The sequence below is a fragment of the Acidovorax sp. GW835-FHT14G06 genome (assembly GCF_058793595.1).
Genome location: NZ_JBXAGA010000022.1, coordinates 24,173 through 38,807, shown reverse-complemented (window position 1 = coordinate 38,807; position 14,635 = coordinate 24,173). Strand labels below are relative to the sequence as shown.

At 58.1% G+C, this 14,635-nt stretch carries 9 protein-coding genes; 4 read left to right on the top strand and 5 right to left on the bottom strand.

Annotated elements, in window-relative coordinates:
• Positions 1-769 precede the first annotated feature (769 nt).
• Positions 770-1,366, bottom strand: coding sequence for a YkgJ family cysteine cluster protein (locus AC1Q64_RS24080; protein WP_492253025.1), 597 nt, complete (start codon positions 1,364-1,366; stop codon positions 770-772).
• 545 nt (positions 1,367-1,911) lie between these two features.
• On the opposite strand from AC1Q64_RS24080, the gene AC1Q64_RS24075 reads away from it, so the two are divergent.
• From AC1Q64_RS24075 to AC1Q64_RS24065, 3 genes are all read left to right on the top strand, one after another.
• Positions 1,912-2,997, top strand: coding sequence for a DUF4062 domain-containing protein (locus AC1Q64_RS24075; protein ID WP_492253024.1), 1,086 nt, complete (start codon positions 1,912-1,914; stop codon positions 2,995-2,997).
• A 36-nt stretch (positions 2,998-3,033) separates the two neighbouring features.
• Positions 3,034-4,803 (top strand): alkaline phosphatase D family protein, encoded by a 1,770-nt coding sequence (locus AC1Q64_RS24070; RefSeq protein WP_492253023.1) that lies wholly within the window; start codon positions 3,034-3,036, stop codon positions 4,801-4,803.
• Positions 4,804-5,191: 388 nt separating this feature from the next.
• Positions 5,192-8,494, top strand: coding sequence for a DEAD/DEAH box helicase (locus AC1Q64_RS24065; protein WP_492253022.1), 3,303 nt, complete (start codon positions 5,192-5,194; stop codon positions 8,492-8,494).
• Positions 8,495-8,723: 229 nt separating this feature from the next.
• Here the strand turns inward: AC1Q64_RS24065 and AC1Q64_RS24060 are convergent, their stop codons facing one another.
• The 4 genes from AC1Q64_RS24060 to AC1Q64_RS24045 all read right to left on the bottom strand — a co-directional run bounded on the left by AC1Q64_RS24060 (position 8,724) and on the right by AC1Q64_RS24045 (position 13,545).
• The gene (locus AC1Q64_RS24060) at positions 8,724-10,292 is read right to left on the bottom strand and encodes an SAVED domain-containing protein (protein WP_492253021.1); all 1,569 of its coding nucleotides are present in this window, start codon (positions 10,290-10,292) and stop codon (positions 8,724-8,726) included.
• A gap of 4 nt (positions 10,293-10,296) precedes the next feature.
• On the bottom strand, positions 10,297-11,913 hold the full coding sequence (locus AC1Q64_RS24055; protein ID WP_052521129.1) for a nucleotidyltransferase: 1,617 nt from the start codon (positions 11,911-11,913) through the stop codon (positions 10,297-10,299).
• Positions 11,914-12,173: 260 nt separating this feature from the next.
• Entirely contained in the window at positions 12,174-12,296 is a 123-nt protein-coding gene (locus AC1Q64_RS24050; protein ID WP_492253020.1) for a hypothetical protein, read from the bottom strand.
• 397 nt (positions 12,297-12,693) lie between these two features.
• Entirely contained in the window at positions 12,694-13,545 is an 852-nt protein-coding gene (locus AC1Q64_RS24045; RefSeq protein WP_492253019.1) for a class I SAM-dependent methyltransferase, read from the bottom strand.
• A gap of 74 nt (positions 13,546-13,619) precedes the next feature.
• Between AC1Q64_RS24045 and AC1Q64_RS24040 the strand changes: the two genes are divergently transcribed.
• Positions 13,620-14,630, top strand: a complete 1,011-nt coding sequence (locus AC1Q64_RS24040; RefSeq protein WP_288852233.1) for a LysR family transcriptional regulator — start codon at positions 13,620-13,622, stop codon at positions 14,628-14,630.
• Positions 14,631-14,635 lie beyond the last annotated feature (5 nt).

Here is a 14,635-nt window from a genome sequence, read left to right as displayed (position 1 = left end):
CGCCCCAAGCGCTTGACGGTGCTGTTGACGAACAACGGCGTGGCCCGTTTCGATCAGGAGCCAAGCGAGGATTTGCTCTCCATCGTCCGAGCGTCGTTGCCGCTGTGACGATTGGCCGGGCGTTCAAACCAAAGATTGTTCTGGCGGTTAAGCGGGTGTCCTAAAACAAAGACTCACGGTGCCGCCGAATGCGTGGTTTCGCGGCTGCGTCAGGAAACTGAGCTTCGATTCGCCAGACTCACCGAACAAGGTCAGATTCAGGCGGCACCAACGCAACCTGCGTTGCCAGCGCAAGCGCAAGCCGACGAGTACGCATGCGAAGCGGTGCAGCCATCCAAGACAATTGCCGCAAACAATAGCCTCATTCGAGGGAGAGACGATGAGCCTGAGATTTTTATTCGTCGTACATGTGCTTTTGCTTGTGCAGGTTAATGGCTTCGCGAAAGAGGGTACCGCCGGACCGACCATGCCTCCCAACCAGCCAATGCCAATCCAAACTAAGGCCAGCCAGGAGGAGAGGAATGTACGCATCCAACTAATGAAGGCGCTCGATGCCGAGTTGCAAGCTCGTACAGCAGAGCGGAATGCACCTCCCGCCGCCCCACTCGCCAAAGCCGCGGTTGAGGCGCCCCCGGGCTCTATGCAGTACAAGGGTCTGCTGGGCGACTATTGGGGGGGCGTTTAGAACCCTTCACCTCACGCGAGCTGCGCGACCCACCGCTCACTTTCTATTTTCGTCTTCGGCGGGTTGCTCTTCTCTAAATGGATCTCACGCTGAAACCGATCCAGTCGGGAAAAAATCCCTAATATCTGCAAGCACCGAGTTTTTACTTGCCAGTACCAAGGAGCCAAAAGCTTCCTCGATGCCCGCGTAACTCACCACAGGCATCCGAACATCGTTCATCAGATTCGGGTTGCACAGCTTGGCATCCTCGTCAAACGACGCATGATTTCGGCAGACCAAGGGCCTATCTGCATAAATTGAACAAGCAGAGCCTGCTTCTAGAAATGGGCACGGAATGCCCGCGAAGGCGCTCGTTTCGCGATGGACGCTATTGAGCAGCTTTACGACTGTTCGTCCACTCGCGGCACCTATTCTGGCAGCCTCTTCGGTCGAGATGGTGATGTTCATATGGCAACAATCTGCACATCCCTTCTTGCACGCAACAAATGGCTTACGGTGCTCCATGATTGCATCTGCGAGGCGATAAATCCGCTGCAGTTTGCTACGACTCGAGGCGTTCATCGCGCGAACCACGACTGGAATTGAATCCTCCTCATCTCGCAAGGCCTTTGGTAGCGCTTCCAAGAACGCTATCTGGCGCTGTTTGGCTCTGGCATTTCTTTCTCTGTTCTCATCGTCCATATGCTGTCCTCTGTGTCTGATGATCGTAGCAAGGACTTCCATAAAACACCCAGTCGGAACGTTCTGACATTAATTTTCGCCATCCCGACAGATGCCACATGTCTTCATCTTCTCGGTATACGGAAATTGGCGGTGGTCCAGACTCAACCAGGAGGTTCAGCCGATTTCTCTATCTCAACGGCCTGCATCAGCACACAGTCGCGTTCCCAATGACCTTGTGGCTGCCAAACGTCTGAGCCGCCCCAACGGAGAGAGCGCCTCACGCTTGATCAGCGGCCTAAGTTCATATCGTATGAAAGTCTGTTCGAAGTCGGTCAGGCTCTAGATAGGCTCGGTGATTGCCAGGCTCGAAGTTGAGTGTTCAGCCTCGCCATGTTTTTCTTGAAGAACTTCCGTTGAGATGGCAGCATCGTGCAGCAGTTCAGTGAAATTGAACAGGTGCTCATTGCATTAACCCAGCGCTAGCTGCGCATCGCTTCAAGGGGAGACCGTACTATTCCATGGCGACAAGTCGAAAACTTCGCGTAATGATCTCCAGCCGATGCGTGGATCTTTTTCCCGGGCCAGGAGGAACGCCACTCACTGACGTCCGGCGTGCACTCAAGAAGAGCATTGAGGCGGAAAAGCTCTTTGGCACCAAGGCATTCGAAGTATGGATCAACGAGGACGCGGAAGCTCTTGATCACTCGAAGGACAGCTGGGATGCCTGCCTGAAACAAGTCCAAGATTGTGACGTGCTGATCGTTCTCTACAACGGCCACGCGGGATGGGCGAAAGCAGCAGGCGACATCGGCATTTGCCACGCGGAGTACATCGAGGGCCTGAATGCCTCAAGAAGCAAGGTTCGATTGATAGAACTTCCCCCGTGTGCCACCACGACCGATGTGGCGCAAATTGACCGGAATGATCGCCTCAAAGTATTCAAAGACAGCGAGTCGGCGTTTCGGGGTGGGATAGTTCCCCAGGATGTTCCAACCCTAGTCAAAGAAGTTCACAAGGCACTGGCGGACGCAGTACTTGCACAGGCCCGCGAAGGTGGCAAAGGAACTGGAACGCTTCGCTCTGATTTGGGCGCGGCCTTGGAATGGAACAGGCTGGACTTCGCCGGACGGCGCGATGTCATGCGTCAGGTTGTCGGTGACGCCCTAGGGCAGCGGACTGGCTCGCAAAAGACCAAGTTCGGCGTAGTTCTGCCCATTGACCACAAACCGACTCTGATCAAAGTCGATGCGGTCCCTGCCGCGTTCACCATTGCTGCGGCAAGAGAGCCCATCGGGAGGCCCCATCTTCAGGATCATCTTTCTGCCCACGCGCTGCAGAAGGTTGGAGGTCCCGTACATCTCATCGCATGTCACCGGACTGTGACCGAGACCCAGGCAACCAATTTGTTGGGGTTTCCAGATGCCACCGTGGTGAGCAGCCCCTTTGGTATCTATGTGGCCGACGAGATCCAGAAAATGCAGTTCGTCTTCTTGGCGAACTGCAGAGATCCAAGTCAGACGCGCCACGCCGTACAGCGCTTCCTGGATTGGCTGGAACAGTCAGGCGAAGGCAAGTACCTGGCCGAGCGAGCGCAGGCACGAGCGCGGATCGTCAAAGCCATTGCTCAAGAGCAGCGTCAGAAGGCTTAAAAGAGGTTCAACAAAAAACACGGAGGGATCACTTCAATGGCAACAAAAATTCGGCTTGGGCCCGTGCTTTCGTTTCGGGGAGTCTCGCAAGGAAAGTGGAAAGTCAGTGCGCTCATCGGAATTGATGAGCGCGACAAAGCACCCAAAGTCATCGTCGATGGGAAGGCTGCGCTAAAGAGCAAGGTGTTGCTCAAACATGGAGGACGCCAATACCTGCGCTACGACCTGACAACGGATCAAGGGAATCAAGAGCGCAAGGTTGAGTACACGATTGGAGGTGTCAACGAGGTATGGCACTTCACTGTGCCAGGACAAGACTATGCACCTCGCATGGCCTATGTGTCATGCAATGGCTTTTCTGACCCCAGCAGTATCCGCAAGCTGATCAAGGGTGAAAACGCCGTCTGGGCGGATCTGCTGTGCAACCACGACAGGCAGGTGCGCCCTGCGGGCTACATGCTCGATAAAGAGCAGCTTTGGCATGAGTCGAGGACCCACGACAAGAATCTACAGCGCTTCCACTTGCTGCTGATGGGGGGAGATCAGATCTACTTTGACTCAATCTGGGAAGACGTCAAAGAGCTCAAAGGGTGGATTGGGTTGCCGAGGGATGAGCAGTTGGTATTCCCAGTTAGCCCCGAACTTGAGGCGAAGATTGAGGACTACTACCTCAAGCTTTACGCCGACAGATGGTTACCCAAAGACCGAGGCACTTGGGGTGGCGAGACAAAGCCACTTGATGCGGCGCAGGCCATGGCGCGGACTCCCACGGTGATGATGTGGGATGACCACGACATCTTCGATGGGTGGGGTTCCTACAGCTGCGAGATGCAGCACAGTCCGCTATTTAATAAGCTATTCCATCACGCACGTCGAGCATTCTGGGTATTCCAGATGCAGCATGCGGCTGACTGCCTCCCTGATCTTGAGCCTAGGGACGACGTTCAAGTCAGAGCGAATGATCCGCTCTTCAAAGAGATTGAGTGGGAGACAGTACTCAAGGGCGATGCTCTGGCCTTGCCTCTGCTGAACAAACAGCCGGGCTTCAGCTTCGCGCACGCTATCGGCCCGGTGCAGCTACTGGTTGCGGATCTGCGAACAGAACGCTCGCACGAACAGGTACTGGGACCGGAAACATGGAATGCGCTGAAGGCCTGGCTCGAGCAGATTCCAGCGAACAAGCGCAAACATCCAGGTGATGGGTGTCAGCACCTGCTGTTCATGTCGTCTGTTCCTGTCGTTCACCCGAAGCTATCGCTGGCGGAGGCATTCCTGGATAACTTCGGTTCCGATCACGTTTTGGATAGCAGTGCCGATGATCTGAAAGATCACTGGACCCACGACGACCATGAGGGCGAACGTTTGCGCCTGCTCGAAACCCTGTTCGCGATCGCAAAGGCCAAGCAACTCAGAGTGGCCATCGTCTCAGGGGACGTGCATGTGGCGGCACATGGGGTTGCATATCGCAAAGACGTAGGTCCGCAAGACAACTGGGCACAGATTCAGCAGTTCACATCGACAGCGGTGGTGCACCCATCGCTGGTGTCTGTGGCCGAGCGACTGTTCTTTCATGTCTTGGATAACGTGGGCCGGATCACGCAGAACTTGAACGTCAACACCAGTGCGGAGATGCTGATCTTTCCGCAGTCGAATAGGCGGGTCTTGGCTGCCCGAAACTGGCTTGCTCTCGAGCTGGATATTGGTGGGGCCAATGCTGCTGGTTCAAAGCTCTGGGCTACCTGGCGGTGCGAAACGAAAGATGGGGTTTCGAATCACCTGATGGCTGTGGAACCCACGAGTTGTTAGCAATGCATTGCCACGTTGCATTAAGCCTGCTGCGCGGCTCCCGCAAAGATTCTTGAGATCCTTGAGTACCTCAGTTCTCGGAAAAGTTAGCCCAATCTCATTGGAACACATCGGTGGGTCTATCTGCCTCGGCCAGCTAGGTCTGCCCCACTCTCCTCGACCAGCATGCCCCGGCGCGTGAGCATCTTCATGGACCGGGCGATGACTGTCTGCAGCAGCGCGTGTAACTCTTCGTTGGTGGACGCAGCCGCCTCGATGACGGTGGGTGCGTCATTGGCGTCGCACCGCTACGCCCCGCTCAGCACCAGGCAGCGCATGGACTTACTTAAGCTTGATGAGTTTTGCTAGCTATGAGTACGATGCGCAGATACAGAACGGAGGCAGGGGAATGGTCACAGAAGCGGATTTCGCTGCGGCAACGCGCCTGCGCCTGCCGACAAGATATGCCTTCCAGAACCGGGACGGCGCAATCGACGCCTCATGCATCGAGCGTGCGAGCGCGGTTTATCCGGCCACCGTCGTTGCCTATCGATCCCGAGGCCCGAATTTCAAACGCCTCAAGGCGACCACTGAAGACGGCGCTGTCTACGCCATTGATTTGATGGTCAATGGATTTGACTTCACCGATATTGCTCCTGCCGGGGTGCTACGCGGGACTGATGGTGAGGTTATAGACGGAATACTTGAAGTCTCGGATGCGCGCTTCCGGGAAGTCGAAGACAGCTTGGCTGAAGGCAACCGGCTGAGGACTGAGGCGCATGCCTCATGGCGAGGCGGTATCAACTACGTCTCCGAGCTTGTTGCAGTTGGGGGGCACGCCGCCAGGCCTGGCTTGCGCGCACCTCAAATTGGCGCGCTCCACGCGATAGCGGCGCACTGGAGTTTGAGCAAAGACCCGGCCATCATTGTGATGCCCACGGGGACGGGGAAGACGGAGGTCATGCTGGCCATCACCGTCGAATCGCGCGGTGATCGCATCTTGGTCATAGTGCCCACAGACGCGCTGCGGCAGCAGACGGCAGACAAGTTCAGGGAGTACGGGCTCCTGAGGAAATTGGGCATCGTCGTAGACGTCCTCAATCCGGTCGTGGGCGTGCTGACAGGAAAGCCCACTGCGGCCCAGTTCGACGCTCTCCGAAGCTGCAACATTGTGGTGACCACGATGGCCTCCATCAGCCGAGGCGATGAGATTGAGCAAAAAGCGTTTGCAGCGCTCTTCAGCGAAGTCTTCTTCGATGAGGCGCACCATGCGCAAGCGACAACGTGGAACAGGTTCTCACGTTATTGCGCCCATGCTCGAACGCTGTTGTTCACTGCGACGCCATTCCGGGAAGACGGCAAGGCGTTGAAGGGGAAGATCATCTACAACTACCCACTTCAGCTCGCCCAGGAGGGCGGGTTCTTCAAGCCGATCCAGTTCCTTCAAGTCTTTGAGCCTGACAGCTCTGTGGCAGATCTGCGGATCGCCGAGAGAGCCGTAGAGAGACTGAGGACCGATCTGGCAAGCGGCTTAGACCACATGCTACTGGCGAGAGCCAACACGATTGATCAGGCTACGGACCTGTTTGACAACATCTATAGCGCTGAGTTTCAGGACTTGAATCCGGTCCTCGTCCACAGCCACACGAAGGGTCGCGAGCAGGTTCTTCGGGATGTCCGAAGCGGTAAACACAGGATCGTGATCTGCGTGGACATGTTCGGTGAAGGATTTGACTTGCCGCAACTCAAAGTGGCCGCGCTGCACTCCGTCCACAAGAGCCTGGGCATCACGCTGCAGTTTATTGGTCGCTTCGCTCGTGCGGCCGGCAATGTCGGGGATGCAAGTTTCGTGGCAAATACTGCTGAAGACGGCGTGCCTGAAGCACTTGAAAGCCTCTATCAAGAAGATGCTGATTGGAACAACCTGCTGTCAGACTTGAGCTACGACGCAATCGACCCGCAAGCGAGGCTGTCGGAGCTTTTGGAAAACCTTCAACCACTGAAGGAAGTTGCGACCGAACTGGAGATATCTACTCTCACGATGAACCCGAAGCTGAGCACGGAGGTGTTTCGCGTCACGGACTTCGACCACACCGGGTATGCAAATGCATTTCGACCAAACCAGGTCATTTATCAGCCGATATTCAGTCAGCAAGACAAAATGCTGGTCTTCATTGTCAATCAGGAAGACAAGGTTGACTGGACAGACTCCCGTGACATCGTCATCGACACCTGGGACCTTTTCATCGCCTTCTATGATGAGGAAAAAGGCCTTCTCTTCATTAACAGTTCCCGCAAGTATTTCGCATGGAAGCTAGCTCAAAGTCTCTCGACTGACCCGCTACCGGTTCGTGATGAGGAGGTTTTCAGGGCTTTCAGCAATCTGCGACGAATGACGCTGCACAGCGTGGGTTTGACGGGCTTGAGCCGGAATGTCAGATACCAGATGTTTGCTGGTCTCGATGTCCACGACGCAATCGATCCCGTGCTGCAGCAGGACAAGATGAAATCGAACGTCATGGGCGTAGGCTACGAAGACGGAAAGAGGGTGAGCATTGGGTGCTCACGTAAAGGGAAGATCTGGTCCCTTCAGACGGACTCTCTGGCCGGTTGGAGAGATTGGTGCAGCAACCTGGGGATCAAGCTCTCAAACGAGAACATCGAGCCCAATGACTTCCTCAAGTACACCCTCGTTCCTGAGTTACGCAAAGGCGGCGTGCTTCCCGATGAGCACGCGATGATGATCGACTGGCCCGATCAGCTCTTCGAGTCGGCGAGTTTCAAGATCACGGTTGTGCATGGAGAAAACAGATACAGTTTCCATGAGTGTCAGCTAGATATTGTCGAGTGGGCCCCGGCAGGTAACGAGTTTAAGTTCAAGCTGAAGGCTGGCAGCGAAGTCGAGACCGTGTTCAAGATCACGCTAGTCTCCGAAGGAGAAGCTCAGGGACTGTTCTATTCGATTGCGCGGGTCGAAGGACCTGATGTCAGCATCGAGGCCTTCAATAAGACTGATCTGGCGGTTAATTTCTTCACGACCAACCCACCTCTTGTACGACTTGCAGATGGCTCGCAACTCTCGGGCGAAATACTGCTGAAACCGCGCGAAGAACTAGCGGAGGTCTATGACCAAGAGCTGATCGCTCCGCTGGCGTGGGGCGACACGCTCCAAAATCAGGAAAGCCGATGGAAAGATGGCGCGCTGCGCCCCCGTTCGATTCAACAAAAATTTATCGAGCACCTGGAGCAAGGGCCTTCGGCGTTCATCATTGATGACGATGATGCCGGGGAAAGCGCGGACATCGTATCTATTGAAGATGGGGAGCAGACCATCACTGTGACTTTATGGCACTGCAAGTACTCCTCTGGAGCTGCGCCTGGAAACCGCGTGAAAGACCTCTACGAAGTCTGCGGCCAAGCGCAAAAATCGACCAAGTGGACATGGAATTTTCCCAATTTGGTTGCTCATCTCACAGAGCGTGAGACCAAGCATCGCGCGGGTCGCCCGACGCGCTTTGTTCGCGGGAGTCTGGACAGGCTCGTTGTGCTGAGAAAGGCGTCGCGACGCAAGTACGTTGTCTTTCGCATTGGTATTGTTCAACCGGGGCTGTCCAAGGCGGGCATCGAGAATGATCACCTTGCCATTCTTGGCGCTACGAGCCTCTTTCTCCGTACCGTCACAAACCACCCCCTAGTGGTGATTTCAAGCTGATGGGTCAGTAGCTGCCTTCGCCAATTCTGGGTTCATGCTGTTTGCCCCTCAACTCGATGGGAGATCACCATGGAAACGGATACCCGGTGACCTCGCTCTGTGATCTGCTTGACCGCTTCGATCTTGAATTCTTCGGGATATGGCTGCTTCGTCATGGCGCCTCCTATTGGGCCTCAGGTTTAAGGCTCGAAGGTGTCTAGTTCAGCCGGGGCGATTCACGCTGCCCGGATCAGATCAGGCCGGTCCAGCTGCTGCTGCCTAACGCGCGCACCCCGCTGCCGGTGATCTCGATGGTTGATTTGAAAACGCCGGGAGTTGCACCCATGGCGCTTTCGTAGCAGATGTAGCTCGCCTGGTTGCGTGCCTGGAGTTTCTGCCCGAACTTGAAAACCCCCGAAGCGGGCGAGCCGATCACAAGGTGGACCTGCTTCACCTTCCAGTCCTCCTGCAGCACTTGAACTGCATCGCTCATGGTCAGCGACAGTGCTTCCAGGCTTTCAGGCCTGTCGAGAATGGACGGGCTCAACGGGGCGTCGCTTGTGATCTCGATGGTTGGCATCTTGAAACCGCCGTCGTGAATGTGCGGCTCCAGGCGTTCAGGGGTGATGCTGAAAGTCAGCGATACCAACAGGCATGCCTCAGTCTCGCCTGGGCTGTGCTCCCGGTGCCTGACCAACTTGAACGTGGGAAGCGCAACCGAAGGCGCGCCAGCATCGACGCTCCATTTTCCCTGGGTGAGTTGGCGGCGGAACTGCAGCACCGTGGCGGACGCTGCTTCACCGAAGATCCGGCCTGCCAGGACCAGAACCGATGTGCTGTGCAGCGGAAGGATGGCGAAGTGCTTTCCGCCGCCTGGTGCGCCGGGGTTGGGAGCAAGAAGTTTGCGCATCTGTGCGAGTTCTGCGCCCATGCCCTGCAGCAGCAGCGACCAATAGGACTTGGAATGCGGATCGTGGGTTGACCAGCCGTTTTCCAGGAAGGTATAAGGGTGGCCCGGCGTCTTGCGCAGCTTTCTGGACCACAGGCCTTCTTCGACATCGCGCCAGTCCAGGTGCGCAGACTGGCCCGTGATGTTCCCCACGATGGCCACCGGGATGGCTTCCTTGTGCTGCAGCGAGTCGAGTAGCCGCTCCACCTCAACCAGGCTGTCACGGCGCATCTTGCGCAACACGTCAACGGTGAAGCGGTCCGGATCCTCGCGGTCGATACGGCGGTGGCATTCGTCGCACAGGAGTAGGTAGTTGTTCACGTCCGCAGACAGAGCATGCGACAGCGTGGTGGAACCACGGGGGCCATCGGGTGAGGACGCGATGATGTGTGCAAAGTAGGAGGACTTTGAAGTGGCTCCGGTCGACCGGTGCTTCATCAGGTCCTTGCCGCAGCCCGAGAACTGGCAGCGCCATTTGGCTTCCAGGCCAAACGCGTTCTCTTGGGGCTTGGTCAGACTGTGGCCACGACCGCTGGCGCTCGTGAGCGTCTTCGCATTGGAAATCCAGGTGTTCAGGATGGCCAGGGTCCCAGACACCGGCGTCACAGTGCCCCAGTCCGTGGCGGCCGGAGAATGGGTGACCTGCTGCCATTGCAGCCGGCCTGCGCTGGCCAGCGTTTTGGCCGCCCTTGATGCTTCCTCTCCGAAGTCGCCCCGCGCCACCGGAACCCAGGGATCCAGCGGCCTGTGGCGCTGCGCAGTCGCAGCTGTGAACCCGTTGACCACGACGAGCATTTCACCTGTCGCGTTCTGAAATTCTTGCGCCATGGCGCCATCTGAAAGCGCCACGGAATTGAGGATGTCCGCCATTCTTCTACCTAACTTTGACAATGAAAATATCGCTTTTGGCCACGAGGTGACCGTCTTTGACGATGAAGCATTGGGCTGAGTGGGTACCCGAGAACCCGATCGGTTCGGCGCGTTTGGCGTGGCCCCTCGTCAACGTGCCTCCGGAGTAGAAGCCGCCGCGCAATGTGTTTGCATCGCTCGCCTCCTTGCCGGTGTTTGTGATCTGCCAATGGACGTCATAGGGGTAGTCGACGTTGGAGGAGGCCTCGAACATGATGGAGGCGCCCTTCATCAGGCTGTGGTCACCACTGCGGATGCGCTGCGGCCGGGAGAACCCCCGGGCAGTCCACGTAACCTTGTGGATCTGCACCCAATCGCCGGCCTGCTTTACAGGCCATGCGGCCGTTTTCTTGTGCGGAGCGCTTAGTACTGAGGCGGCGCGTTGCAGGAACTTTGTCATTGCGCCTCGGACACCACCACCGGCTGCCGCGGCGCGGGCCTCCCGCTCGCCGAACGACTCCATGGCGGCTTCGGTCAAGCGATGCGAGGTGCGCTCCTGGAGGATGGAGTTCAAGTCCCGCCTGGCTTCTTGAAGCCACTTGTAGAAGTTCGCACGCTTCTTGGGCACCAGGACCCAGCGATCCGCAAAGTTCTCCTGCGGGTCGGTTGGGTTCGCAATGACGGCGTTTCCATGTTGGTCCACAGTGATGTGCGATTCCATGCGATCAAGAATGCCGACCACCGCCTCGGCGACCGTACGCTCGCCTTGATAAGACAGGCCCGCCAGCGTGGTCAGGATGACCGAGATCGGCTTGTCTTCAGGGTCGTCTGCAAACATGTGGTCCCGGTGGCGCTTGAACACCTGGACCGCCTGCTGCAGCGGCGTCTTTATGGAGTAGGAAGGGATGTCTTCGACGTTTGCTTCCATGGCGATAGCCACCGCCTCACGCATCTGTTCGAAGTTCTCCCTCATGCGTGAGCGGAACCACTCGGTGTAGCCCCGCGGATTGGAATGGGGCCACTCGCCGTGAAGGTTCCGGAAGTTGGGATGGTCGATGTCCGTGATCGCAATGGCGGTGTCCGCCCACGGTGTATCGAGCTGGGCTTCCCGCAGGATGCGCCGCTTCTCGCCGCCGTCCGGGATTGCGGGAAGTGCATCGAGGTGGAACTGCGCTCCATCGGCATAGTCGAGCGTCCAGCACCTGCGGCTCTCGCCCGCCTCCGACATGCCATGTGCCTTGGCATAGGCCTTCATCTCGACGCCAAGCAACTCCTTGAGTTGCTGCTGCGTCAAATTGGACTTGCCAGCCGACAGCTCGCACACCAGGTCGATGTCATAGTCCTCGTGCTCGTTCACCGGCCTGATGGGGGTGCCGAGCCGGAACGAGCCCTGGACGTAGACATCCGGATCGAGGTCCTTCAGGGTGGACTCGTCACGGCACAGCCAGTCGCCCACGGACTGGTAGCGGCGTTCCGCCTCTTCATACCGGGAGACCGGAACGTCCAGTTCCTTGACCAGGCGCTCCAGGAACTCCATGCCCTCCGGGGTCATCTCATCTCCCGAACCAAACAGCTCATTCAAATTCATTCTTTTGCCTTCTTGATTTGTCGTCTCAACCACCGCCCGAAGTACTGTATTCATGGCGATCCAAATTGCCTACAACACAATGTCCAGCGAAGCTGGTACCCGATCTATTTCTCGAAGGCTTACTCCAGTTCGATGACCAGCGCAGGGTCGAACCGCGGTTTCTCTGCGATACCGTCCTTGGCGTGTCCCCGTGCGTTGCATACACGCGCGTCTTGCCGACGCTGTCGTGGGTTGGCTATGTACCCAGAGCTCGGACTGTCATCGCAATATCTGTGGCTCCAGGTCGGTGACGAAGCAGGAATTGACGAGCGAGCCTAGTCTCCGAAGTTGGAGGCGGCCGAGAGCTGCCTCACCGATGAAGATCCGTTGTCGAAGGGCCCCTGCACGATGGGGTAGCGGCAGCCGGTGAGCTTCGTGAATTTGGTTTCGTTCCACATGGTTCTTGCACTTCCTGGGGGCGGCATGGCCGTGCGGCAGCCACTGCGAGTGCGCTGTTGCCAGCTGGCCTTGCCGAGGGTGGGCTCCAGCAGTCTGGAGGTCAAGCCAGGCGTTGGAAAGTCCATGAGTGACAAAGCCATCTTTGCCAAAGTGAACCATGCCATTGATGTCTTCAATGCCTTTTACGGGAAACCCATAGTTGAGACATAAAGCTGGCGACTATTGTCAACGGCCGCTGCCAATCATTTAGCCGCCTTCCAAGGCTTAGCTTTCAAGTGACAGCAACCAGCCTGAAGCAGCCAGATCGTAGAGCCGCTCTGCAGCGGGTGCGGAAAGTCAATCTGCGGCAGAGTAAGACTGGAAACGGCCATAAGCAGCTGGTCAGTCTCGTGTCCACTAAGCAGTCTCTGCATCGGAAGCGACATGCGTGTGAACGACTTGGCGCTTGCGTCCCTGCACGGCATTGGCCCTGGCCTTCAAGACGAGAGGCCCGCCTCCCGCGACTCCAAGCTGTTCGCGTACACGCCCTTTCAATCGTTGCAGGACAGACGGCGCGAGCGACGCAAAGAAGTCACGCAAGCGAGGATTGCCCTGCGCCGTGCGCCAGAAATCGTCGAAGCTGTCGAAGTCGCGACACACCTCGATTTGCGTCGTTCGCACGTCGAGCAATCCGGCCTGGAGCCACAAGTCTTCCGATGCTTCCAAGGTAGCCGCCCAGGCACTCGGCGGCTTCTGGGGCTCATACCCATCGGCGTGGGCGGCATCGCGGATAGGTTGCAAAGGAAAGCCCCCACCGTCCATATCCCAGTGGTATGCGGCGATCGTGCCGCCGGGCCGGGTGACTCGCACGAGTTCTCGAATGCCTTGCTGCGGATCAGCCAGAAAGAACAGCACCAAAGCCATGACCGCAGCATCTACGCTGGCGTCCGACAAGGGCAGCGCCTGGGCGTCGCCTTGGAGGAAGCGAACCCCCACCGTCGAGGCGCGCTGGCGCGCAAACGCCAGTTGTTCCGGGGATGGATCGACACCCACCACTGTCGCTGGCCTTTGCCGCCGGAGCAAGGACTCGGTGAAGGAGCCATTGCCGCAACCATCATCCAGCCAGGCCAGCCCTGGGGGCAACGCCAACCAGTCCAGGAAAGGACCGGCCACCAACGCGCTCCATCGCCCCATCATCAGCTCGTACGCGGCTGGATCGTCGAAGACGAATTGCGGGGGGAGAGGCATGTCTGCCCGGGGGATCGTCACGGACGGCTCCAAACCGGTAAAGTAGGGTCCGCTCTGATCGCCCGCACCAGCGGGTTCCGCACACCCATTGCCAAGTGGACAAGCTCAAAGCCATTCAGTACTTCCTTGCGGCTGCGCAAACCGGCAGTCTGTCGGCAGCGGCGCGCCAGCAGGGCATGACGCTGCAGGCCGTCGCCAAGCTGGTGAGCGCCCTTGAGGCTGAACTTGGTTTCAAGCTGTTCCAGCGCGGCAGTCGTGGCCTCCAGCTCACCACGGATGGTGCGCAATACGCCGAAGCCTGTGCCCCGCTGCTGGCGCAGCTGCAAGCGGCGGAGGAAGGCCTGCGACAGTCGCGGCAGCGCCCGCAAGGTAACCTGGTCGTAGGGGGCACGCCGTTCCTCGTGCAACACTGCATCGTGCCCGCGCTGGCCGCATTCCATGCCAGCTACCCCGATATGACGCTCGACCTGCGCACCGTCTTGCATCTGGAGGAGGCGGCTAGCATGGAATGCGACCTGCTGCTGCTGCACGGTTGGTTCGAGGCTGGCAGTTGGGTGCGACGCGAGCTGCCGGTGATGGCACAGGTCACCGCAGCCACACCTGGGTACTGGAAGCGCTATGGCATGCCGCGCCACCCCCGCGATCTGGTCGACCACAATTGCCTGAGCTACCGGAATCCCTATGGAAAGCTGCTGGATCTTTGGCGCTATCGACAGACGGCGCCACAAGGCGACGAGGTCATCGAACAAGTGGTGGTGCAAGGCTGGCTGAACTCCAACCACCGCGACAACCTGCTCGCGCTGACCCTCGGCGACGGCGGCGTGATGCGCATCGCCTATGCCACCGCGCAAGCCGACTTGGCCAGCGGCCGCCTGGTGCCCGCGCTGCTCGACTGGGAGCTGATGGATCCCCCGCCTCTGGCGTTGTACTTTCGGCCGGAGCTGCGCCGAACCTTGCGCCTGCGCGTCTTCGCCGATTTCGCCGCTACCCTCTGCGCCGAGCTGGCCACCCTCACGATCGCCAAAGGGGAGTCGAGCGTCGATGGCCGTCCGGCATGGCACCACGGCAACAGCCGGCGGGCATCGAGTTGGCTGACCCACCGCTGAGCCCC

What these genes read in the sequence shown, in the direction of transcription:
- AC1Q64_RS24080 (WP_492253025.1), bottom strand. Translation starts at nt 1,366, where the DNA reads ATGGACGATGAGAACAGAGAAAGAAATGCCAGAGCCAAACAGCGCCAG.
- AC1Q64_RS24070 (WP_492253023.1), top strand. Translation starts at nt 3,034, where the DNA reads ATGGCAACAAAAATTCGGCTTGGGCCCGTGCTTTCGTTTCGGGGAGTC.
- AC1Q64_RS24065 (WP_492253022.1), top strand. Translation starts at nt 5,192, where the DNA reads ATGGTCACAGAAGCGGATTTCGCTGCGGCAACGCGCCTGCGCCTGCCG.
- AC1Q64_RS24060 (WP_492253021.1), bottom strand. Translation starts at nt 10,292, where the DNA reads ATGGCGGACATCCTCAATTCCGTGGCGCTTTCAGATGGCGCCATGGCG.
- AC1Q64_RS24055 (WP_052521129.1), bottom strand. Translation starts at nt 11,913, where the DNA reads ATGAATACAGTACTTCGGGCGGTGGTTGAGACGACAAATCAAGAAGGC.
- AC1Q64_RS24050 (WP_492253020.1), bottom strand. Translation starts at nt 12,296, where the DNA reads ATGTGGAACGAAACCAAATTCACGAAGCTCACCGGCTGCCGCTACCCC.